General features: G+C 67.9%; 16 protein-coding genes. 9 read left to right on the top strand and 7 right to left on the bottom strand.

The genetic code is table 11. The features are described 5' to 3' along the window. Window positions 1–519: 519 nt before the first annotated feature. The 5 genes from RN02_RS13770 to phoU all read left to right on the top strand — a co-directional run bounded on the left by RN02_RS13770 (window position 520) and on the right by phoU (window position 7,304). Window positions 520–1,491, top strand: coding sequence for a phosphate ABC transporter substrate-binding protein PstS (locus tag RN02_RS13770; protein ID WP_009614214.1), 972 nt, complete (start codon window positions 520–522; stop codon window positions 1,489–1,491). A gap of 438 nt (window positions 1,492–1,929) precedes the next feature. Beyond that, window positions 1,930–3,906, top strand: coding sequence for an ABC transporter permease subunit (locus RN02_RS13775; RefSeq protein ID WP_407733546.1), 1,977 nt, complete (start codon window positions 1,930–1,932; stop codon window positions 3,904–3,906). 26 nt (window positions 3,907–3,932) lie between these two features. After that, window positions 3,933–5,609, top strand: coding sequence for a phosphate ABC transporter permease PstA (gene pstA, locus RN02_RS13780; RefSeq protein WP_043314987.1), 1,677 nt, complete (start codon window positions 3,933–3,935; stop codon window positions 5,607–5,609). 55 nt (window positions 5,610–5,664) lie between these two features. Then, window positions 5,665–6,501 carry a phosphate ABC transporter ATP-binding protein PstB gene (gene pstB / locus RN02_RS13785; protein WP_043268067.1) on the top strand — a complete coding sequence of 279 codons (837 nt, stop codon included), beginning with the start codon at window positions 5,665–5,667 and terminating at the stop codon, window positions 6,499–6,501. A 74-nt stretch (window positions 6,502–6,575) separates the two neighbouring features. Further along, on the top strand, window positions 6,576–7,304 hold the full coding sequence (phoU, locus tag RN02_RS13790; RefSeq protein WP_009614205.1) for a phosphate signaling complex protein PhoU: 729 nt from the start codon (window positions 6,576–6,578) through the stop codon (window positions 7,302–7,304). 999 nt (window positions 7,305–8,303) lie between these two features. Here phoU and RN02_RS13795 read toward each other — a convergent pair. After that, a complete protein-coding gene (locus RN02_RS13795) occupies window positions 8,304–9,254 on the bottom strand; it encodes a LysR family transcriptional regulator (RefSeq protein WP_043268069.1) in 951 nt (316 codons plus the stop codon). Between the two features lie 156 nt (window positions 9,255–9,410). On the opposite strand from RN02_RS13795, the gene RN02_RS13800 reads away from it, so the two are divergent. The 4 genes from RN02_RS13800 to RN02_RS13815 all read left to right on the top strand — a co-directional run bounded on the left by RN02_RS13800 (window position 9,411) and on the right by RN02_RS13815 (window position 13,905). Then, on the top strand, window positions 9,411–10,586 hold the full coding sequence (locus tag RN02_RS13800; protein ID WP_043314988.1) for a M20 aminoacylase family protein: 1,176 nt from the start codon (window positions 9,411–9,413) through the stop codon (window positions 10,584–10,586). 24 nt (window positions 10,587–10,610) lie between these two features. Continuing rightward, window positions 10,611–11,921 carry an MFS transporter gene (locus RN02_RS13805; protein WP_043314989.1) on the top strand — a complete coding sequence of 437 codons (1,311 nt, stop codon included), beginning with the start codon at window positions 10,611–10,613 and terminating at the stop codon, window positions 11,919–11,921. Between the two features lie 89 nt (window positions 11,922–12,010). Next, the gene (locus RN02_RS13810) at window positions 12,011–12,916 is read left to right on the top strand and encodes a response regulator (RefSeq protein WP_043268073.1); all 906 of its coding nucleotides are present in this window, start codon (window positions 12,011–12,013) and stop codon (window positions 12,914–12,916) included. 92 nt (window positions 12,917–13,008) lie between these two features. Further along, window positions 13,009–13,905, top strand: coding sequence for a peptidoglycan DD-metalloendopeptidase family protein (locus RN02_RS13815; RefSeq protein WP_043314990.1), 897 nt, complete (start codon window positions 13,009–13,011; stop codon window positions 13,903–13,905). Here the strand turns inward: RN02_RS13815 and RN02_RS13820 are convergent. The 6 genes from RN02_RS13820 to phoB form a co-directional block, all read right to left on the bottom strand. Then, entirely contained in the window at window positions 13,895–14,596 is a 702-nt protein-coding gene (locus RN02_RS13820) for a GntR family transcriptional regulator (protein WP_043314991.1), read from the bottom strand. The two genes, RN02_RS13815 and RN02_RS13820, sit on opposite strands and share 11 nt — an antisense overlap. Beyond that, window positions 14,593–15,294 (bottom strand): FadR/GntR family transcriptional regulator, encoded by a 702-nt coding sequence (locus RN02_RS13825; RefSeq protein ID WP_009614191.1) that lies wholly within the window; start codon window positions 15,292–15,294, stop codon window positions 14,593–14,595. The genes RN02_RS13820 and RN02_RS13825 overlap by 4 nt, the downstream gene beginning before the upstream one ends. 65 nt (window positions 15,295–15,359) lie before the next feature. Beyond that, on the bottom strand, window positions 15,360–16,673 hold the full coding sequence (locus RN02_RS13830; protein WP_009614190.1) for a C4-dicarboxylate transporter DctA: 1,314 nt from the start codon (window positions 16,671–16,673) through the stop codon (window positions 15,360–15,362). A gap of 446 nt (window positions 16,674–17,119) precedes the next feature. Then, window positions 17,120–18,460 (bottom strand): hemolysin family protein, encoded by a 1,341-nt coding sequence (locus tag RN02_RS13835; protein WP_043268083.1) that lies wholly within the window; start codon window positions 18,458–18,460, stop codon window positions 17,120–17,122. A 70-nt stretch (window positions 18,461–18,530) separates the two neighbouring features. After that, window positions 18,531–19,826 (bottom strand): phosphate regulon sensor histidine kinase PhoR, encoded by a 1,296-nt coding sequence (gene phoR, locus RN02_RS13840; protein ID WP_043314992.1) that lies wholly within the window; start codon window positions 19,824–19,826, stop codon window positions 18,531–18,533. 39 nt (window positions 19,827–19,865) lie between these two features. Next, window positions 19,866–20,555 (bottom strand): phosphate regulon transcriptional regulator PhoB, encoded by a 690-nt coding sequence (gene phoB / locus RN02_RS13845; RefSeq protein WP_009614187.1) that lies wholly within the window; start codon window positions 20,553–20,555, stop codon window positions 19,866–19,868. Window positions 20,556–20,721 lie beyond the last annotated feature (166 nt).

Below are 20,721 nucleotides of genomic sequence, written 5' to 3' on the forward strand. Positions count from 1 at the left end.
TTTGGGGCGCGGAAAGCCGGGGTGATCCCATCCACGCCATTGCATTCCCCTTGTAGGAGCGCGCCCTGCGCGCGAATCGCGGGCAGGGCCCGCTCCTACACGTGAAGCATGGCCATGGCGATGGGTATCGCTTCGCTCAACGCCATCCTACGAGGGTACGTCCTGCACCCGTAGGAGCGGACCTTGTCCGCGATTGCCGGCGGTCCCGGCGCGATTCGCGGATAAGATCCGCTCCTACGCCGCACCACTTGCGCCATTCCCTCTGTAGGAGCGCGCTCTGCGCGCGAATCGCGGGCAGGGCCCGCTCCTACAGGTGGGTTCAGGCCTCGAAACCCATCCTACGGGGCGTTTCTTCGGCGCTCGTTGCGATTGAAATATTCCGTAATAAATACCGTCACATTTCTTCTCCGAGCCTGTCGGTTTTCATCTGGCTGTCACATTGCTTTCATAGAGTCTGCTCGCGCCCCATGAGAGCGGCGCCGAATTCCAGCCAGTCGGCCTTTCCCCAAGGAGCAAGGCATGAAACTCAAGCGTTTGATGGCGGCGCTGACCTTCGCCGCCGCCGGCGTGGGCGCTGCCAGCGCTTTCGCCGCGATCGACCCGGCGCTGCCGGACTACCAGAAGACCAGCGGCGTCTCGGGCAACCTCTCCAGCGTGGGCTCCGACACCCTGGCCAACCTCATGACGCTGTGGGCCGAGGAGTACAAGCGCCTGTACCCGAGCGTGAACGTGCAGATCCAGGCCGCGGGCTCCTCCACCGCGCCGCCGGCGCTCACCGAGGGCACCGCCAACCTCGGCCCGATGAGCCGCAAGATGAAGGATGTCGAGCTGCAGGCCTTCGAGCAGAAGTACGGCTACAAGCCCACCGCCGTGCCCGTCGCGGTCGACGCCCTGGCCGTCTTCGTGCACAAGGACAACCCCATCAAGGGCCTGACCATGCAGCAGGTCGACGCTATCTTCTCCGCCACCCGCCTGTGCGGCGCCAAGCAGGACGTGAAGACCTGGAGCGACCTGGGCCTGGGCGGCGACTGGGCCAACAAGCCGGTGCAGCTGTTCGGCCGCAACTCGGTGTCCGGTACCTACGGCTATTTCAAGGAAGAGGCCCTGTGCAAGGGTGACTTCAAGCCCAACGTCAACGAGCAGCCGGGTTCCGCTTCGGTGGTGCAGTCCATCAGCCAGTCGCTCAACGGCATCGGCTACTCCGGCATCGGCTACAAGACCGCCAGCGTGAAGACCGTGGCCCTGGCCAAGAAGCAGGGCGACCCCTACGTCGAGGACAACGAGCAGAACGCCCTGAACGGCACCTACCCGCTGGCGCGCTTCCTCTACGTCTACGTGAACAAGGCGCCGAACAAGCCGCTGGACCCGCTGGAAGCCCAATTCCTGAAGATGGTGCTGTCCAAGACCGGCCAGGAAGTCGTGGTCAAGGACGGCTACATCCCGCTGCCGGCCAAGGTCGCGGCGAAGGCGGTCAAGGAACTGGGACTCTAGGTAGCGCCCCCGCCGGCCCCATGGGCTGAGCGGTAGGTGACCCAGCCCGTTGGCAGGCAACTGCCGACGGGCTTCGTCTCGTCATCTCTGTGTCATGTTTCTGTCATAGACTGCCGCAAGCGTGTCGCCCCCATGAATGACCTGGCCACTTCGTCGATGAGTAATTCCACCCCCGAGCGGATCGATTTCAATACCCCGACCCTGCGTCGCAAACGCCGCATGCGCGCCCTCAAGGACCGCCTGACGCGCTGGTACGTGCTGGTCGGCGGGCTGTCCGTGCTGGTGGCCATCACCCTCATCTTCTTCTACCTGGCCTATGTGGTGCTGCCGCTGTTCCGCGGTGCCGAGCTGGACGCCCGCGCGCCCCTGGCCCCGGCCTGGCTGAAGGAAGTACAGGCGCCCCTGCTGCTGAGCATCGAGGAGCAGAACCAGGTGGCCATGCGCGTGGCCGCCGACGGCCAGGTGCTGTTCTTCGACCTGGACAGCGGCGCCGAACTCAGCCGCCAGGCGCTCAAGCTGCCGGCCGGCAGCCAGGTGGTGTCCATCGCCGAGGACCAGCCGGGGCACCCGATGGTGGCGCTGGGCCTGTCCAACGGCCAGGCGCTGGTGTTCCGCCACGCCTACAAGGTCACCTACCCGGACAACCGCAAGACCATCACCCCGCAGATCGACTATCCCTACGGCGAGGCCCCCATCAGCCTCGACCCGCAAGGCCGCGCGCTGGAGCACGTGGCCCTGGCCTCGGACGACGACGGCCTGCTGCTGGCCGGCTCCAGCGGCAGCCAGATGCTGCTGCTGAGTTTGACCAGCCAGGAGAACATGCTCACTGGCGAGACCACCCTGGAGCAGGAGGCCGTGAACCTGCCGCAGATCGCCGACCCGGTGAAGGCGATCTACATCGACCCGCGCAAGCAGTGGCTGTACGTCATCAACGGCCGCGCCCAGGCCGACGTCTTCGACCTGCGCACCCGCCAGCTCAACGGCCGCTACAAGCTGCTCGACCATGCCAACCGCGAGGTCACCGCCAGCGCCCAGTTGCTGGGCGGCATCTCGCTGATGATCGGCAACTCCGACGGCGGCATCAGCCAGTGGTTCATGGCCCGCGACACCGACGGCGAACCGCGCTTGGCGCACGTGCGCGACTTCCAGCTGGGCAGCAAGCCGATCACTGCCATCGTTCCCGAGCAGCGTCGCAAAGGCTTCGTCGCCCTGGACAGCGCCGGCGAACTCGGCGTGTTCCACAGCACCGCGCACCGCACTTTGCTGGAACAGCAGGTGGCGCCGGGCAGCGGCGTGCTGGCCCTGTCGCCGCGGGCCAACCGCCTGTTGCTGGAGCAGGCTGGTCAACTGCGCGGCTTCGATCTGAGCAACCCGCACCCGGAGGTTTCCTGGAGCGCGCTCTGGGGCAAGGTCTGGTACGAAAGCTACGACAAGCCGCAGTACGTCTGGCAGTCCACCGCCGCCACCACCGACTTCGAGCCCAAGCTGAGCCTGGCGCCGCTGACCTTCGGCACCCTCAAGGCGGCCTTCTACGCAATGATCCTGGCCGCCCCGCTGGCCATCGCCGCGGCCGTCTACACCGCCTACTTCATGGCCCCGGCGATGCGCCGCAAGGTCAAGCCGGTGATCGAGCTGATGGAGGCGTTGCCGACGGTGATCCTCGGCTTCTTCGCCGGCCTGTTCCTCGCGCCCTACGTCGAAGGCCACCTGCCGGGGATATTCAGCCTGCTGCTGCTCACCCCGCTGGGCATCCTGCTCGCCGGCCTGCTCTGGAGCCGCCTGCCCGAGCGCATCCGCCTGGCGCTGCCGGACGGCTGGGAAGCGGCGATCCTGATTCCCGTGGTGCTCGGCGTCGGCGCCTTCGCCCTGTGGCTCAGCCCGCACCTGGAAACCGCCTTCTTCGGCGGCGACATGCGCCTGTGGATAAGCCATGACCTGGGCATCACCTACGACCAGCGCAACGCCCTGATCGTCGGCCTGGCCATGGGCTTCGCGGTGATCCCGAACATCTTCTCCATCGCCGAGGACGCCATCTTCAGCGTGCCCCGCAGCCTCACCTACGGCTCCCTGGCCCTGGGCGCCACGCCCTGGCAGACGCTGACCCGCGTGGTGATCCTCACCGCCAGCCCGGGCATCTTCTCGGCGCTGATGATCGGCATGGGCCGCGCCGTGGGCGAGACCATGATCGTGCTGATGGCCACCGGCAACACCCCGGTGATGGACATGAACATCTTCCAGGGCATGCGCACCCTGGCGGCGAACGTGGCGGTGGAAATGCCCGAGTCGGAGGTGGGCGGCACCCACTACCGCGTGCTGTTCCTTTCGGCGCTGGTGCTGCTGACCTTCACCTTCGTGATGAACACCCTGGCCGAGCTGATCCGTCAGCGGCTGCGGAAGAAATACGCGTCGCTCTGAACGGCGTCTGAAGAGGCACTTTCCAAGTGAAACAGAAGCAGGAAACGCTGAAAGCCTGGTTCGCCAGCGGTTCTCCCTGGGTGTGGATGAACGCCGGCGCGGTTTCCATCGCGGTGATCATGACCCTCGGCCTGCTGGCCGTCATCGCTGTGCGCGGCCTCGGCCACTTCTGGCCGGCCGACGTGCTGGAGGCGCGCTACAGCGTGCCCGGGCAGGAGGCGAAGGTGCTGATCGGCGAAGAAGTGCAGGTCGAGGAAGTGCCGCGCGAACGCCTGCGCGGCGCCGGCCTGCCAGTACCGGCCGAAGGCCCCGAATTCATGACCCGCGAGCTGCTCAAGCTGGGCAACCGCGACCTCTACGGCAGCGACTTCTCCTGGGTGATCGGCGACTGGCTCGCCGAGCGGCGCTGGCCGCAGGAGCTGGTGACCCTGGAGCGCCGTGAGTGGGGCAACTTCTACGGCTACCTGGTCAGCGTGAAGCAGGACGGCCAGGTGGTGGCCCAGGGCGCCGCTGCCATGCCTGAACTGCAGCAGCGCCTGCGGCGAGTGGAAGGGTTGTACGACCAGCTCTATCAGCTGGAGAAGAAGGATATCGGCAGCATCAACCACGAGCTGGAGCGCCTGCGCCTGAAGGAGCGCCGCCTGCAACTGCACGGCGAGCTGGATGCCACCGCCCAGGCCGACCTCGCCGCTGCCCGCGCCGAGCTGCAGGGACGCTACCGCGAGTACGAAGACCGGCTGGGCGAGCTGCGCCAGCAGTTCAACCGCGACAGCGTGGTGATGCGCGAGGCCGGCGGCCGCGAGACCGAGATCAGCCTCGGCAAGCTGGTCCACGCCTACCAGCCCAACGCCATGGGCTTCGGCGCTAAGCTGTCGTTCTACTTCAAGAAACTCTGGGAGTTCCTCAGCGAGGACCCGCGCGAGGCCAACACCGAGGGCGGCATCTTCCCGGCGATCTTCGGCACCGTGATGATGACCCTGGTGATGGCGGTGATCGTCACCCCGTTCGGCGTCATCGCCGCGGTCTACCTGCGCGAGTACGCGCGCCAGGGCCTGCTGACGCGGGTGATCCGCATCGCCGTGAACAACCTCGCCGGGGTGCCGGCCATCGTCTACGGCGTGTTCGGCCTGGGCTTCTTCGTCTACGTGCTGGGCGGCTCGATCGACCGGCTGTTCTTCCCCGAGGCCCTGCCGGCGCCGACCTTCGGCACCCCGGGGCTGTTCTGGGCCTCGCTGACCCTGGCGATCCTCGCCGTGCCGGTGGTGATCGTGGCCACCGAGGAAGGCCTGTCGCGCATCCCGCGGGCGATCCGCGAGGGCTCCCTGGCCCTGGGCGCGACCAAGGCCGAGACGCTGTGGAAGATCGTCCTGCCCATGGCCAGCCCGGCCATGATGACCGGCCTGATCCTCGCCGTGGCCCGCGCCGCCGGCGAAGTGGCGCCGCTGATGCTGGTGGGCGTGGTGAAACTGGCGCCGTCGCTGCCGGTGGACGGCAACTACCCCTACGTGCACCTGGACCAGAAGATCATGCACCTGGGCTTCCACATCTACGACGTCGGCTTCCAGAGCCCCAACGTCGAGGCCGCGCGGCCGCTGGTGTACGCCACCGCGCTGCTGCTGGTGCTGGTGATCGCCCTGCTGAACTTCTCCGCCATCGCCATCCGCAACCGCCTGCGCGAGAAGTACAAGGCGCTGGAAAACTGATCCGCGGCCTCCGCCTGCGCAGGCGGCGGCCCGAACCTCCAACGGGAGAGACGAGATGCAACAAGAACCCCATCGCCATGGCATCGACCTCGCCGCCCTCGGCCGGCCGATCCGCGAGGGCATGCGCCTGGACAAGGAGACCGTGGCCCTGGAAGTGCCCGGCCTGAACCTGTTCTACGGCCAGAAGCAGGCGCTGTTCGACGTCGCCATGCAGATTCCCAAACAGCGCGTGACCGCCTTCATCGGCCCGTCCGGCTGCGGCAAGTCGACCCTGCTGCGCTGCTTCAACCGCATGAACGACCTGGTCGACGACTGCCGCGTGGAAGGCGAGATCCGCCTCGACGGCCACGACATCTTCGCCCGCGGCGTGGACGTGGCCGAACTGCGCCGCCGCGTCGGCATGGTGTTCCAGAAGCCCAACCCCTTCCCCAAGACCATCTACGAGAACGTGGTCTACGGCTTGCGCATCCAGGGCGTGAACAAGAAGCGCACCCTCGACGAGGCCGTGGAATGGGCGCTCAAGGGCGCGGCATTGTGGGACGAGGTGAAGGACCGCCTGCACGAGTCGGCCCTGGGCCTGTCAGGTGGTCAGCAGCAGCGCCTGGTGATCGCCCGGACCATCGCGGTGGAGCCGGAAGTGCTGCTGCTCGACGAGCCCTGCTCGGCGCTGGACCCGATCTCCACGCTGAAGATCGAGGAACTGATCTACGAACTGAAATCCAAGTTCACCATCGTGATAGTCACCCACAACATGCAGCAGGCCGCGCGGGTCTCCGACTACACGGCGTTCATGTACATGGGCAAGCTGATCGAGTTCGGCGACACCGACACGCTCTTCACCAACCCGGCGAAGAAGCAGACCGAGGACTACATCACCGGGCGCTACGGCTAAGGGCCAGGCGGCGGTCGCATCATAAATCTGCAACCTTCGGCGCGTAGCCTGCAGCTTTCGCGGAGCGAAACCACATGATCAACAAAGAAAGTCTCAGCCATCACATCTCCCAGCAGTTCAACGCCGAGCTGGAAGACGTGCGCAGCCACCTCCTGGCCATGGGCGGGCTGGTGGAGAAACAGGTCAACGACGCGGTCACCGCGCTGATCGACGCCGACTCGGGCCTGGCCCAGCAGGTGCGCGAGATCGACGACCAGATCAACCAGATGGAGCGCAACATCGACGAGGAATGCCTGCGCATCCTCGCCCGTCGCCAGCCGGCGGCCTCCGACCTGCGCCTGATCATCAGCATCTCCAAGTCGGTGATCGACCTCGAGCGCATCGGCGACGAAGCCTCGAAGATCGCCCGCCGCGCCATCCAGCTGTGCGAAGAAGGCGAGTCGCCGCGCGGCTACGTCGAGGTGCGCCACATCGGCGGCCAGGTGCGCAAGATGGTGCAGGAGGCGCTGGACGCCTTCGCCCGCTTCGATGCCGACCTGGCGCTGTCGGTGGCGCAGTACGACAAGACCGTCGACCGCGAGTACAAGACCGCCCTGCGCGAACTGGTGACCTACATGATGGAAGACCCGCGGGCCATCTCCCGGGTGCTCAACGTCATCTGGGCCCTGCGCTCGCTGGAGCGTATCGGCGACCACGCGCGCAACATCGCCGAACTGGTGATCTACCTGGTGCGCGGCACCGACGTCCGCCACATCGGCCTGACGCGCATGAAGGAAGAAGTGCAGGGCAAGTCCGATAGCTGAGCCGCACCTGGGCTCATGGCGGCGCTCGCCGAAACGCCAACCCTGCTGCGCCGAGCCGCTTTTCGTAGGATGGGTTGAGCCTGCGAAACCCATGCGGTGGTGGCGATGGGTATCGCTTCGCTCAACACCATCCTACGAGGGGCCGTGCCCGTCCGTAGGGGGTAGGAGCGGACCTTGTCCGCGATAGCCGGGCGTCCCGGCGCGATTCGCGGATAAGATCCGCTCCTACGCTGCCCCGCCCGCGCCATTCCCCTGTAGGAGCGCGCCCTGCGCGCGAAATCGCGGGCAGGGCCCGCTCCTACAGGTTGCCGGGAGGCACGGTATTCCTCCTCCGTAGCGGACCTTGTCCGCGATAGCCGGGCGTCCCGGCGCGATTCGCGGATGAGATCCGCTCCTACGCTGCGCCACCCGCGCCATTCCCCTGTAGGAGCGCGCCCTGCGCGCGAAATCGCGGGCAGGGCCCGCTCCTACAGGTTGCCGGGAGGCACGGTATTTCTCCTTCGTAGGAGCGGACCTTGTCCGCGATAGCCGGATGTCCCGGCGCGATTCGCGGATAAGATCCGCTCCTACGCTGCGCCACCCGCGCCATTCCCATGTAGGAGCGCGCCCTGCGCGCGAAATCGCGGGCAGGGCCCGCTCCTACAGGTTGCCGGGAGGCACGGTATTTCTCCTTCGTAGGAGCGGACCTTGTCCGCGATAGCCGGATGTCCCGGCGCGATTCGCGGATAAGATCCGCTCCTACGCTTCGCCACCCGCGCCATTCCCCTGTAGGAGCGCGCCCTGCGCGCGATTCGCGGGCAGGGCCCGCTCCTACAGGTTGCCGGGAGGCACGGCATTTCTCCTTCGTAGGAGCGGACCTTGTCCGCGATAGCCGGGCGTCCCGGCGCGATTCGCGGATAAGATCCTACGCTGCCCCACCCGCGCCATTCCCATGTAGGAGCGCGCCCTGCGCGCGATTCGCGGGCAGGGCCCGCTACGAAATCGGTCTTGGCCCCTCCCTCAGAAACTCAACCTCACCATCTCCGCCAGCTGCCGGCCCGCGGGATCGCGGGCGCGGCTGTTGTCTTTCAGCGCCTGCTGCAGGCAGTGGATGAAGTGCCGGGAGGTCGCGTCCAGCCCTTGGTCGCGCAGGCGGATGATGCTGATGTCCCCATCCGGCAATGGCTCCTCCAGCGCCAGGGCCCGTGCGCCGCTGCGCAGCGGTTCGCAGAGCATCATCGGCTGCGGCGCGTAGCCGAGCAGGCCGGCGTCGACGATCAGGCTGCTGAGCATGCCCGCGGAATGGGCGCAGACGATGCGTTCGCGGGCGATCTGCAGGCCATGCTGGCCGAACAGTTCATGGGTGGTCTCGGCGTAGCGGTCGGCGGTGAAGTTCATCGTCCAGTCGTGCTCCAGCAACTGCCTCAGCGAGCGCGCCGAGGCCAGCGGGTGGCCGTTGCGGGCCACCACCTGCATGCGGTAGTGCGCCAGCGGCTGGTGCACGAAGTCCGCGCCCTGGAGGATGCCCGCCGGGCCCAGGGCGAACTGCATGCGGCCCGTGCGCAGCAGCGGCAGGATCACCGCCTGCAGCCCCTCGTACAGCTCCAGGTGGACCTGCGGCATGTCCCTGCGAAAGGCCTGCAGGGCGTTGCCCAGCAAGGTCTGGCCGAACCAGGGGGTGACGCCGACGCATAGCGTCGCCGCGCCTTCGCCACGCAAGGCGGCCAGTTCCTGGCGGGCGCTGTCGAGCTGGGTGGCGATCTGCCGGGCGCGGGGCAGCAGCACCTGCCCGGCGGTAGTCAGCCGGGCGCCGCCGGCGTGACGCATCAGCAGCGGCAGCCCCTGTTCCTCCTCCAGCTCGCGCAGGGCACGGGTCACCGCGGCCTGGCTGAGGCCCAGGCCACGGGCCGCGGCGCGGATGCCGCCGCCGTCGGCCACGGCTATCAAAGCCTGTAACTGATGCAGTTTCAACGCTCGCCTCCCCTCCGAACACCGGAGGTCGTCACGACAACATTTTTTTGGCTTATGCGCATGCGGCGCCGACGCTAGGGTAATCCACGCCCAGCATACCGGCCGGTCACGGGCATCGATCCAGTCCAATCCCACAAGAAAAACAGGAGCGAGCCGATGAACAGAGCCTGCATAGCGCCGGGCATAGCCGCCATCGTCCCGGAAATGGTCGAACTGCGCCGGGCCATCCACGCCGAACCCGAGCTGGGCTTCGAAGAGTACTCCACCCGCGAGCGCGTCATCGAACGGCTGCGCGCCTGGGGCTATGAGATCGCCGAGATGGCCGGCACCGGGGTGATCGCCACGCTGCGCAACGGCCCCGGCCCGGTGCTGGGCCTGCGCGCCGAGCTGGACGCGCTGCCGATCCACGAGCAGAGCGGGCTGCCCTGGAGCAGCCGGGTGCCCGGCAAGATGCACGCCTGCGGCCATGACGGGCACACCGCCATGCTCCTCACCGCGGCCTGCGAGCTGGCCCGCGAGCGCAGCTGGCGCGGCACCCTGCACCTGTTCTTCCAGCCCGCCGAGGAAGGCCATGGCGGCTCCGGGGCCAAGCGCATGCTCGACGAAGGCCTGCTGCAACGCTTCCCCTGCGACGCCCTGTTCGCCATGCACAACCTGCCCGGCCTGGCCGAGGGGCGCTTCATGGTCATGCCGGGGCCGTGCATGGCCTCGGCCGACGACGTGACCATCCTCATCCACGGCCGCGGCGGCCACGGCGCCATGCCCGAGCAGACGGTGGACCCGATCCTGGCCGGCGCCGCGCTGGTCAGCGCCCTGCAGAGCCTGGTGTCGCGCAACGTGCCGCCGTCCGAGGCGGCGGTGCTGACCGTGGGCGCCTTCCTCGCCGGCGACGCCAGCAACGTCATCCCCGACAGCGCCGAGCTGCGCCTGAGCGTGCGCGCGCTGAGCCCGCAGGTGCGCGAGCTGCTGTTGCGGCGCATCCATGAGCTGGCGCAACAGCAGGCCGCCAGCTTCGGCGCCCGCGCCGAAGTCCTGGTGGCGGCGGACGGCTATCCGGTGCTGGTCAATGACCCCGGCTGCGCGGGGCTGGTCCGCGAACTGGTGCTCGACTGGCTCGGCGACGAGGGCCTGGAGCCCGAGCCGCGGCCCATCCATGCCAGCGAGGACTTCGCCTTCTGGCTGGAACAGGCGCCCGGCTGCTACCTGATGATCGGCAATGGCGACGGCGAGGGCGGCTGCGCGGTGCACAACCCCGGGTACGACTTCAACGACCGCATCCTGCCGCTGGGCGCGACCTTCTGGGTCCGCCTGGCGCAGCGCTTCCTGGCCTGAATCCTTCCCGCGGGGAATCCCAGCATGACAACAAGAACGACATCCTTCGCTGCGAGTGCCGAACCTTCCCGTGCCGGGCGCACCCGCGCCATCGCCGCGGTGTGCCTGGGCAACGCCCTGGAGTTCTACGACTTCCTCGTCTACAGCCTGCTGGCCACGCTGATGGCGCGGCTGTTCTTCCCCTTCGGGGAAAACCCGCTGACTTCGCTGATGCTGTCCTTCGCGGTGTTCGGCACCGGCTTCATCATGCGCCCGCTCGGCGGCCTGCTGATCGGCCTGTACGCCGACCGCGCCGGGCGCAAGGCGGCCATGCGCCTGACGCTGTGGCTGATGGCCCTGGGCGCGCTGCTGTTCACCGTGGCGCCGACCTATGCCCAGGCCGGGCTGGTCGGGCCGCTGGTGATCATAGTCGCGCGCCTGCTGCAGGGCTTCGCCGTCGGCGGGCAGGTGGGCACCGCCACCACCATCCTGATGGAATACGCCGGCTCGGGCTCGCGGGCCTACTACTGCAGCTGGCAGGTGTTCAGCCAGAGCCTGGGCACCATCATGGGCGCGCTGGTGGTGCTGACGCTGAGCAACCTGCTGAGCCCCGAGGCCATGGACAGCTGGGGCTGGCGGGCGGTCTTCGCGGTGGGCATCCTGGCCATCCCGGTCAGCGAATACATCCGCCACCGCCTGGAGGAAACCCTGCCGGCCGCCGCCCAGGGCGACAGCCGGCAAGCGCGGGAAGGCGGCCTGGCGCTGCTGTGCCGGCATCCGCGGCAGCTGGTCACCGGCGTGCTGCTGGTGATCGGCGTTTCGGTGCCGGTCTACATCACCCAGTTCTACCTGGCCAACCACGCCATCAGCGTGCTGGGCATGCCGCTGGGCGTCGCCACCTGGGCCGCGGTGGTGAGCAGCCTGCCGTCGCTGCTGCTGGCGCCCCACGCCGGGCGCTTGAGCGACCGCATCGGCCGGCGCCGCTCGATCTTCTGGCCGCTGCCGATCCTGCTGCTGGCGACCTACCCGGCGTTCCTGCTGCTCAACCAATGGCCCAGCATCGGCCTGCTGTTGCTGATCGTGGGGTTGCTCAACATCCCGCTGACGTACGGCATGGTGGCGTCCCTGGCGATCCTGCCGGAGCTGTTCCCGGCGGCGATCCGCGCCACCGGCCTGTCGGTCACCTACTGCGTCGGCGTCGCGCTGTTCGGCGGCTTCGCGCAGTTCTTCGCCGCCGGGCTGATCGACCTCACCGGCAGCCCGAACGCGCCGGCCTGGTACCTGGTGGGCGCCATCCTGCTATGCCTGGCCGGGTTGCGGATGGCTCCGGAAACCGTAGGGCGAACGCTGGATTGATTGACGGATGTGTCCGACCGGTCACGTCGGCATGGCATCCTGCCAGTGCCCGAGGCTATCCTTCGCCTTGGCGTTCCAGGGAGTCGACGATGAGCAAGGTCAGTGTTCTGGTCGTGGATGATGCACCTTTCATCCGCGACCTGGTGAAGAAGGGATTGCGCGACCATTTTCCGGGGTTGCGCATCGAGGAGGCGGTGAACGGCCGCAAGGCCCAGCAGCACCTCGCCCGCCACGCGGTCGACCTGATCCTCTGCGACTGGGAGATGCCGGAGATGTCCGGCATCGAACTGCTCGGCTGGTGCCGCGCCCAGGCGCCGTTGAAGGACGTGCCCTTCATCATGGTGACCAGCCGCGGCGACAAGGAGAACGTGGTCCAGGCCATCCAGGCCGGGGTGTCGGACTACATCGGCAAGCCCTTCTCCAACGACCAGTTGGTGAGCAAGGTGCGCAAGGCCCTGAGCCGCGCCGGCAAGCTCGATGCGCTGCTGGCCTCGGCGCCGCAGCGGAGCCTGGCCAGCGGCCCGCCGAACGACTCCCTCGCCGCCCTCACCGGCGGCAAGGCCGAGGTGGTGCGTACCCCGGCTGCTCCAGCCGCAGCTCCTGCTCCCGCCCGTCCGGCCCCCGCTGCCGCGCCGGCTCCTGCGCCTGCGCGCAGTGGCGCCCAGGGCAAGGGCCAGGGGCAGTTGCGCCTGCCCAATGCCAGCCTGCCCTGCGTGATCCGCGGGCTCAGCCTGAAGGAGGCGCAGCTGGTGGTGAAGCGCGGCCAGGTGCTGCCGCAGGTGCTGGAAACCGCAGTGCTCGACCTGGAGGAAGACAACGAGGTGGCGCGCCTGAACGGCTACCTGCACTCGGTGGCGGCGCTGGAGCCCAAGCCCGACAGCGAGTGGCTGCTGCTGTTGCTGCGCTTCGTCGACCGCGACCCGCAAAAGCTCGACTACCTGTCGCGCCTGATCGCCCGCGGCAGCACCCAGAAACACTACGTCCCCGGCGCCTGAGGCCTGCTTCACAGCCCGACGGCCGGCGGCTCGCCGCTGCCGGTCTCGGCTGCTAGTCTTGCTGGCGTCGAATACCTATAACCAGAGTCGACATGCTAGGGCGCTTTTTCTTCCTCTGCAGTCTATGGATGGCTGCGGGGCCGGCTGCGGCCGTGACCATCTACAAGTACGTCGACGCCAATGGCGTGGTCACCTACACGGACAAGGCCGTGGCGGGTGCGCAGGTGTTCGTCTTCCGCGACCGCATGGTCGAGCACCTGGAGCAGCAGGTGAAGCTGCAGACGCTCAGGCACGACGGCTTCGAAACCCTGCAGGTGCGCAACGACCTCTACGCCCCGGTGGAAGTGGAGCTGAGCGTGAGCGCCGCGCAGAACGCCGTGGGCGTGCCGGAGAAGCCGATCCGCTGGGTGCTGGCGCCGCGCAGCGCCATCCGCCTGGCCACGCTGAGCCCGCGTGACGCGTCGCGGCCGATGCAGTACAAGCCCAAGCTGCGCTACGCCCTGGGCGACCCGCGCCTGCAACCGGTGGCCTACGACTATCCGCTGCCCTGGCGCGGCGGGCCCTTCCGCCTGAGCCAGGGCGCCAACGGCAAGTACAGCCACTTCACCCCCAAGAGCCGCTACGCGCTGGACATCGCCATGCCCGAGGGTACGCCCATCGTGGCCGCCCGCGGCGGCACCGTGGTGAAGGTGGAGAACGCCCAGAGCGGGCGCGGCAACAACCCCTCCGGCAACTTCGTGCGCATCCTCCACGACGACGGCACCATGGGCGTCTACCTGCACCTGATGCGCGGCTCGGTGCTGGTCAGCGAGGGCCAGCGCGTCGGCGTCGGCACGCCCCTGGCGCGCTCGGGCAACACCGGCAACAGCAGCGGTCCGCACCTGCACTTCGTGGTGCAGCACAACGTCGGCCTGGCGCTGGAATCCATCCCCTACGACTTCGCCCAGCCGGTGGGCACCCTGCCGAACTTCGCGGTGGTCAAGGAATAGCCAGCTTCCCGGCGAAGGCCGCGCGCAGGTCGGTGGTCGGCGGCGGGGCGAAGCGCAGGCGTTCGCCCACGCCGCGCAGGTAATTCTCCAGGCAGGCGCAGGCGCGCTCCGCGTCGCCTTCAGCCAGGGCTTCGAGCATCTCGGCCTGTTGCCGGCAGCTGTCCGCGGTATGGGCCTGGCCGCGGCCCAGGGCAATGCTCACGGCCAGGCGCTCCAGCAGCGGCCCCAGCAGATCGGGCAACAGGGGATTGGCCGACAGCTGGGCCAGGCGCAGGTGCAGGTTCCGGGCCCATTCCTGGGCGCCCAGCGCGTCGTCCGCTGCCAGGCAGCGGCGCTGGGCGGCGAGCATTTCCCGCAGTTCCGCCAGGTTTTGCCCGTCCAGCCTTCCGGCCAGGCGCCGGAGCATGTCGCTTTCCAGCAGCAGGCGGGTTTCCAGCAGTTGGCGCAGGCGCTGCGGATCGGCGCGGGCGACGCTGGCGATGCGCCGTGGCGCCAGTTCTACCGCGCCTTCCCGGGCCAGGCGCTGCAGGGCGCGACGCACGCTGCTGGGGCCGGCGTGGAAGATCCGCCCGAGGGTTTCCTGGCTGAGCGGCGCGGCCGGCCGCAGGCGCCGCGAGAGGATGGCGGCGTGCAGGTCCTCGTAGATCCGCTGGGCCTGGCCGCGGCGGCGCGGGCCGGTTTCGCCGTTCATCGCCCGGTCCCCGCTTCCGGCACGCGCAGCGCCAGGTTCAGGCGCAGGCCTTCGTTGAGGATGTGCTGGCGCATGGCCTGGCTGGCGCCTTCGCTGTCGTGCTGGCGGATGGCGCGGACGATGGCCTCGTGCTCGGCCAGCAGTTCCTCGGCGTGAGCGGCGTTGCGCTGGATGAGGTGGTCGCTCTGCTCCAGGGCGCCGGCGATCTGTTGCGAAACGCTGAGGAAGATCGGGTTGGAGGTCAGCGCCACCAGCTTGCGGTGGAAGCTGTTGTAGGCCTCGACCACGGCGGCGGCGCGGCCGTCCTCCACCGCTTCGCGCATGTCCAGCAGCAGCAGGCGCAGGCGGCCGAGGGAGTCGCCGTCGATGCTCTGCGCCACCAGCCCGGCGATGAAGGGTTCCAGGGCGTAGCGCAGTTGCAGCACGTCTTCCAGGGTGGCCGTGGCTGGGGCGCGGATCTCGCGCAGGGCGTTTTCGTCACGCTGCAGCACCATCACGCCCTTGCCGGGCAGCGAGCGCACCACGCCGAGGGTCTCCAGCACGGTGATGGCCTCGCGCAGGCTGGGCCGGCTGATTTCCAGCTGCTCGGCCAGTTCGCGCTGGCCCGGCAGCATCTGGCCGGCCGCCCAGCGCCCTTGCTCGATGGTCTCGAGCAGTTTCTGAACCACTGAATTGACCAGTTTGGATGAGGAAAACATGGTTGCTCCTGAGGCAGTTAAGGCGCGCGCCGCGCCTGTTGGAGCGGCGCGCGCGGCGGCTGTCGTCAGCCGCGCAGTTCGCCCTTGCCGGGCGTGGCGACCAGGGTCTTGTTCGCCCCGGGTTCGCCGTTGAGTACCGAACGTGTGCGTTGCAGGTCGATGTCGTTTTCCCAGCGGGCGATGACCACGGTGGCGACGCAGTTGCCGATCAGGTTGGTCAGCGCCCGGCCGATGCCCATGAACCAGTCCACCGAGAGCACCAGCACCAGGCCCGCGGCGGGGATGGCCGGCACCGCGGCGAGGGTGGCGGCGAGGATCACCAGGGCCGAGCCGGGGATGCCGTGGGCGCCCTTGGAGGTCACCAGCGACACCAGCAGGATGGTCAGCAGGTCGCTGATGGCCAGCGGCGTGCCGGTGGCGTGGGCGATGAACACCACCGCCAGGGTCAGGTAGATGGAGAAGCCGTCGAGGTTGAAGGAGTAGCCGGTGGGGATCACCAGGCCCACGGTGGAGCTGCGGATGCCCATGTTCTCCAGCTTGCGCATCACCTGCGGCAGCACGGCGTCGGAAGAGGCGGTGCCGAGGACGATCAGCAGTTCCTCGCGGAAGTAGCGCAGGAACGGCCGCAGGCGCACGCCGCTCAGGCGCAGCACGGTGCCCAGCACCAGGCATACGAAGAGGATGCAGGTGAGGTAGAACACCAGCACCAGCGCGCCCAGGTGGCTCAGCGACTCCAGGCCGTAGCGGCTGGTGGTGAAGGCCACGGCGCCGAACACGCCCAGCGGCGCCAGGCGCACGATCATGCCCATGATGCGGAAGACCACGTGGCTGAACTCGTTGACCAGCCGCGCCACGCCGCTGGCCTGCTCGCCCACCAGGTTCAGGGCGCTGCCGAACAGCACGGCGAACACCAGCACCTGGAGGATGTCGTTGTTGGCGAAGGCACTGAACACCGAAGTGGGAATCAGCCCCATGATGAAGTCCACCGGCCCGTGAATGTCCTTGGTGTGCGCGGCGTAGGTCGCGGCATCGCCGGCGGAGAGGCCGTTCAGGTCGATGTTGGCGCCGTTGCCCAGGCCGCTGCCGTAGGCCACCAGCAGGCCGAGGAGCAGGGCAATGGTGGTGAGGATCTCGAAGTAGACCACCGACTTCAGGCCGATGCGTCCGACCTTCTTCAGGTCGCCGGCGCCGGAGATGCCGTTGACCACCACGCAGAACACGATGAGCGCGATGAGCATCTTGATCAGCTTGATGAAGCCGTCGCCCAGGGGCTTGAGCTGGGACGAAAGCTCCGGCAGGCCGACACCGAACAGCACGCCGAGGGCCAGGCCGAGCACCACTTGCAGGAAGATCGAGCGGGAACAGCGGTGGATGAGCATTGAAGGTCTCCGTTGTCTGCGCCCGTCCGCATCCACGGGGGAGGGCTGAGGCGCGCAGTTATTGTTCTGGTATTACCGGTCAGACCAGTGCAACTTATGCCCATGTGGCGCCGCTGGCAAGAGCGAATGCGGCGATGGGGCGACGAGTGGTTTTGGGGAGTGGCCTTTGAGTAGGACGTGGAAGCTCTAGGACGGAGCTTCCAACGAGGTGCTGGGGGTGGGGATTTTTTAGTTGGCGATGGGAGAGGGCTTGTGGGGGGAACGCAACTGGTCAGGCCGGTGCGTTGGCTATCCCAATCGCGGACGGAGTCCGCTCCTACACCTTCCGGCAAACACAACACCCGTAGGATGGGTTGAGCGAAGCGATACCCATCACCGCAACAGCATGGGTTTCGCAAGCTCAACCCATCCTACGAAAAGCGCTTCGGCGCAGCTTGCCGCCGCTTTCAATCCAGCTTGACCACCTTGGCCAGGACGATCTTCGGGCCCTTCATCTTCTTCACGATGATGCGCAGGCCTTCGGCTTCCAGCACTTCTTCCTCTTCCGGCACGCGCTTCAGGGTCTCGTAGACCAGGCCGGCGAGGGTGTCCGCCTCTATGTGGTCGAGGTCGATGCCCAGCAGGCGCTCCAGCTTGAACAGCGGGGTGTCGCCGCGCACCAGCAGCTTGCCCGGCTGGTAGGCGAGGATGCCGCGCTCGGTCTTGCGGTGCTCGTCCTGGATGTCGCCGACCAGCACTTCCAGCACGTCTTCCATGGTCAGGTAGCCGATCACCTTGTGGTCGGCTTCCTCTACCAGGGCGAAGTGCGCGCCGCCCTGGCGGAACTGCTCCAGCAGGCGCGACAGCGGCATGTGCTTGGTCACCAGCTCCAGCGGATGGGCCAGTTCGTCCAGGTCGATGGTTTCCGGCTGGCTGTCGGTGGTCGCCAGTTCCAGCAGCAGGTCCTTGATGTGCAGCAGGCCGGTGAACTCGCCCTTCTCGGCGTCGAACACCGGGTAGCGGCTGTACTTGTGCCGGCGGATGGTCGCCAGCACGTCGGCCAGCGGCGCGTGGCGCTCCAGGTAGACCAGGTCCTCGCGGGAGTTGGCCCAGTCCACCACTTCCAGCTCGCCCAGTTCCACCGCCGAGGCCAGCACGCGCATGCCCTGGTCGCTGGGGTCCTGGCCGCGGCTGGAGTGCAGGATCAGCTTGAGTTCCTCGCGGCTGTAGTGGTGCTCGTGGTGCGGCCCCGGCTCGCCCTGGCCGGCGATCTTGAGGATGGTGTTGGCGCTGGCGTTGAGCAGCCAGATGGCCGGGTACATCGCCCAGTAGAACAGGTACAGCGGCACCGCGGTCCACAGCGACAGCAGCTCCGGCTTGCGGATCGCCCAGCTCTTGGGCGCCAGCTCGCCGACCACGATGTGCAGGTAGGAGATGATGAAGAAGGCGCTGAAGAAGGACACGCCGCGGATGATTTCCTCGGAGTGCACGCCCACCGCGGCCAGCAGCGGCTCCAGCAGCTCGGCGAAGGCCGGCTCGCCGACCCAGCCCAGGCCCAGGGAGGCCAGGGTGATGCCCAGCTGGCAGGCGGAGAGGTAGGCGTCGAGCTGGTTGTGCACCTTGCGCAGGATGCTGCCGCGCCAGCCGTGCTGCTTGGCGATGGTCTCCACGCGGGTGGCGCGCAGCTTGACCATGGCGAACTCGGCGGCGACGAAGAAGCCGTTGAGCAGGACGAGGAGAAGGGCGAAGAGTACGAGGCCGAAATCGGCGAAATAGGTCAGCAATTCGCTACTGGGGGAAGGGTCCATGGTTCTGTTGGCTGATGAATGAGCGAGTAAGCATGGCGGCAGCGTGCGGCGCTGGCAAGATGACCTTGGTTCAGGCGACCTGCTGCCGCGGGAAGTGGCAGACGAAGCTGCTGCCCTTGCCCAGCACGCTGCTGATGTCCAGGGTGGCGCGATGGCGGATCAGCACGTGCTTGACGATGGCCAGGCCCAGGCCGGTGCCGCCGGTGCTGGCGTTGCGGCTGGAGTCCACGCGGTAGAAGCGCTCGGTCAGGCGCGGCAGGTGCTTGGGGTCGATGCCGATGCCGCTGTCCTGCACCGACAGGTGCGCGCCCTGCTCGTCGCCCCACCAGCGGATGCGGATCTCGCCGCCCTCGGGGGTGTACTTGACCGCGTTGAACACCAGGTTGGAGAAGGCGCTGCGCAGCTCGGCCTCGCTGCCCTTGAGCTTCACCCTGGGGTCGGCCTCCAGGCTGATGCGGTGCTCGCGGGCGCCGGACAGCGCCTGGGCGTCGTTGCGGATGGCCAGCAGCATCAGGTCTACCGCCACCGGCTTGTTGTCCGCCGGGTAGTCGGTGGCTTCCAGCTTGGCCAGCAGCAGCAGATCGTTGAGCAGGCCCTGCATGCGCGCGGCCTGCTGCTGCATCTGCTGCAGGGCGCGGGCCCAGCGCGGGTTGATGTTCTCGGCGTTGTCGAGGAAGGTCTCCAGGTAGCCGGCGATCACCGTCAGCGGCGTGCGCAGCTCGTGGGAGACGTTGGCGACGAAGTCCTTGCGCATCTGTTCCAGACGCTGCACGCGGGTCACGTCGCGGACCAGCATCAGGTGCTCGCCGTTGCCGTAGAGGGTGATCTGGAACTGCAGCAGCAGCTTGTCGTCCACCGGCGAGGGCATGTCCAGCGGCTCCTGGTAGTCGCCGCGGGCGAAGTATTCCTTGAAGCGCGGGTTGCGGATCAGGTTGGTCACCGCCTGGCCGCCGTCCTGCGGGCTCTTCAGGCCGAGCAGGCGTTCGGCGGCGAGGTTCCACCATTCCAGGTTGCCGTCGGCGTCGAGCATGACCACCGCATCGCGCAGCGCCGCGGTGGATTCCTGCATGCGGTCGATCACCGCCTGCAGGCGCCCGCGGGCGCGCTGGTTGCGCCGCTGCAGGTGGTAGATGCTGTCGAACACCTCGCCCCACAGGCCGTAGCCGTCCGGCGGCGGTTCGTCCTCGCGGTGGTTCTTCAGCCATTTGTGCAGGCGCAGCACCTGCCAGAGGGTCCAGCCGAGGTAGACGCCCAGGCAGCCTGCCAGGGCCCAACCGTATTGCCCGCTCACCGCGCCGATCAGCGCGGCGGCGACTATCAACAACAGCAGATGGCGGATCAGGGCGCCACGCCAGTCTTGGTTCACCAGGTCCTTTCCTTGTGAATATCAGGCGCGGGGGCGCGGTCAGCTCTTGGTGGAGAAACGATAGCCGGTTCCGCGGACCGTCTGCACCAGGTTCTCGTAGACCTCGCCCAGGGCCTTGCGCAGGCGGCGGATGTGCACGTCGACGGTGCGTTCCTCCACGTAGACGTTGCCGCCCCACACCTGGTCCAGCAACTGGCCGCGGGTGTAGGCGCGCTCCTGGTGGGTCATGAAGAACTGCAGCAGGCGGTATTCGGTGGGGCCCATCTCGGCCGGCTTGCCGTCGATGGTGACGCGGTGGCTGATGGGGTCGAGCAGCAGGCCGCCGACCTCGATCGGCGTCTCGCTGTCGCCGGCGCCGGTGCGGCGCAGCACGGCCTTCAGGCGGGCCACCAGCTCGCGCGGCGAGAAGGGCTTGGTGATGTAGTCGTCGGCGCCGACTTCCAGGCCCTGGATCTTGTTGTCCTCCTCGCCCTTGGCGGTGAGCATGATGATCGGGATGCCCTGGGTCATCTCGTCGCGCTTCAGGCGCCGCGCCAGCTCGATGCCGGAGGTGCCCGGCAGCATCCAGTCGAGCAGGATCAGGTCCGGCTTGCGGTCGACGATGGTGGCGTGGGCCTGCTGGGCGTTCTCCGCCTCCAGGCATTCGTAGCCGGCCATCTCCAGGGCCACGGCGATCATCTCGCGGATCGGCGCTTCGTCGTCAACGATGAGGATTGTCTTGCCAACCATGGTCTTGCCTCGGGAATTCTGTACTGCGCCGCATTAGATAACGGAATTATTACAGCGATGTGACGCGGGCATGTTAGCCGAGGCAGGCGCCCGGCGGGGAACGGGGCGCTCTACTATGCTGTCGTGACCGCCCTGTTCCGGGCGGCCCCATGCGCGCCACCGGGGC

The sequence above is a fragment of the Pseudomonas sp. PI1 genome (genome assembly GCF_000812405.1).
Taxonomy (GTDB): Bacteria; Pseudomonadota; Gammaproteobacteria; order Pseudomonadales; family Pseudomonadaceae; genus Pseudomonas; species Pseudomonas citronellolis.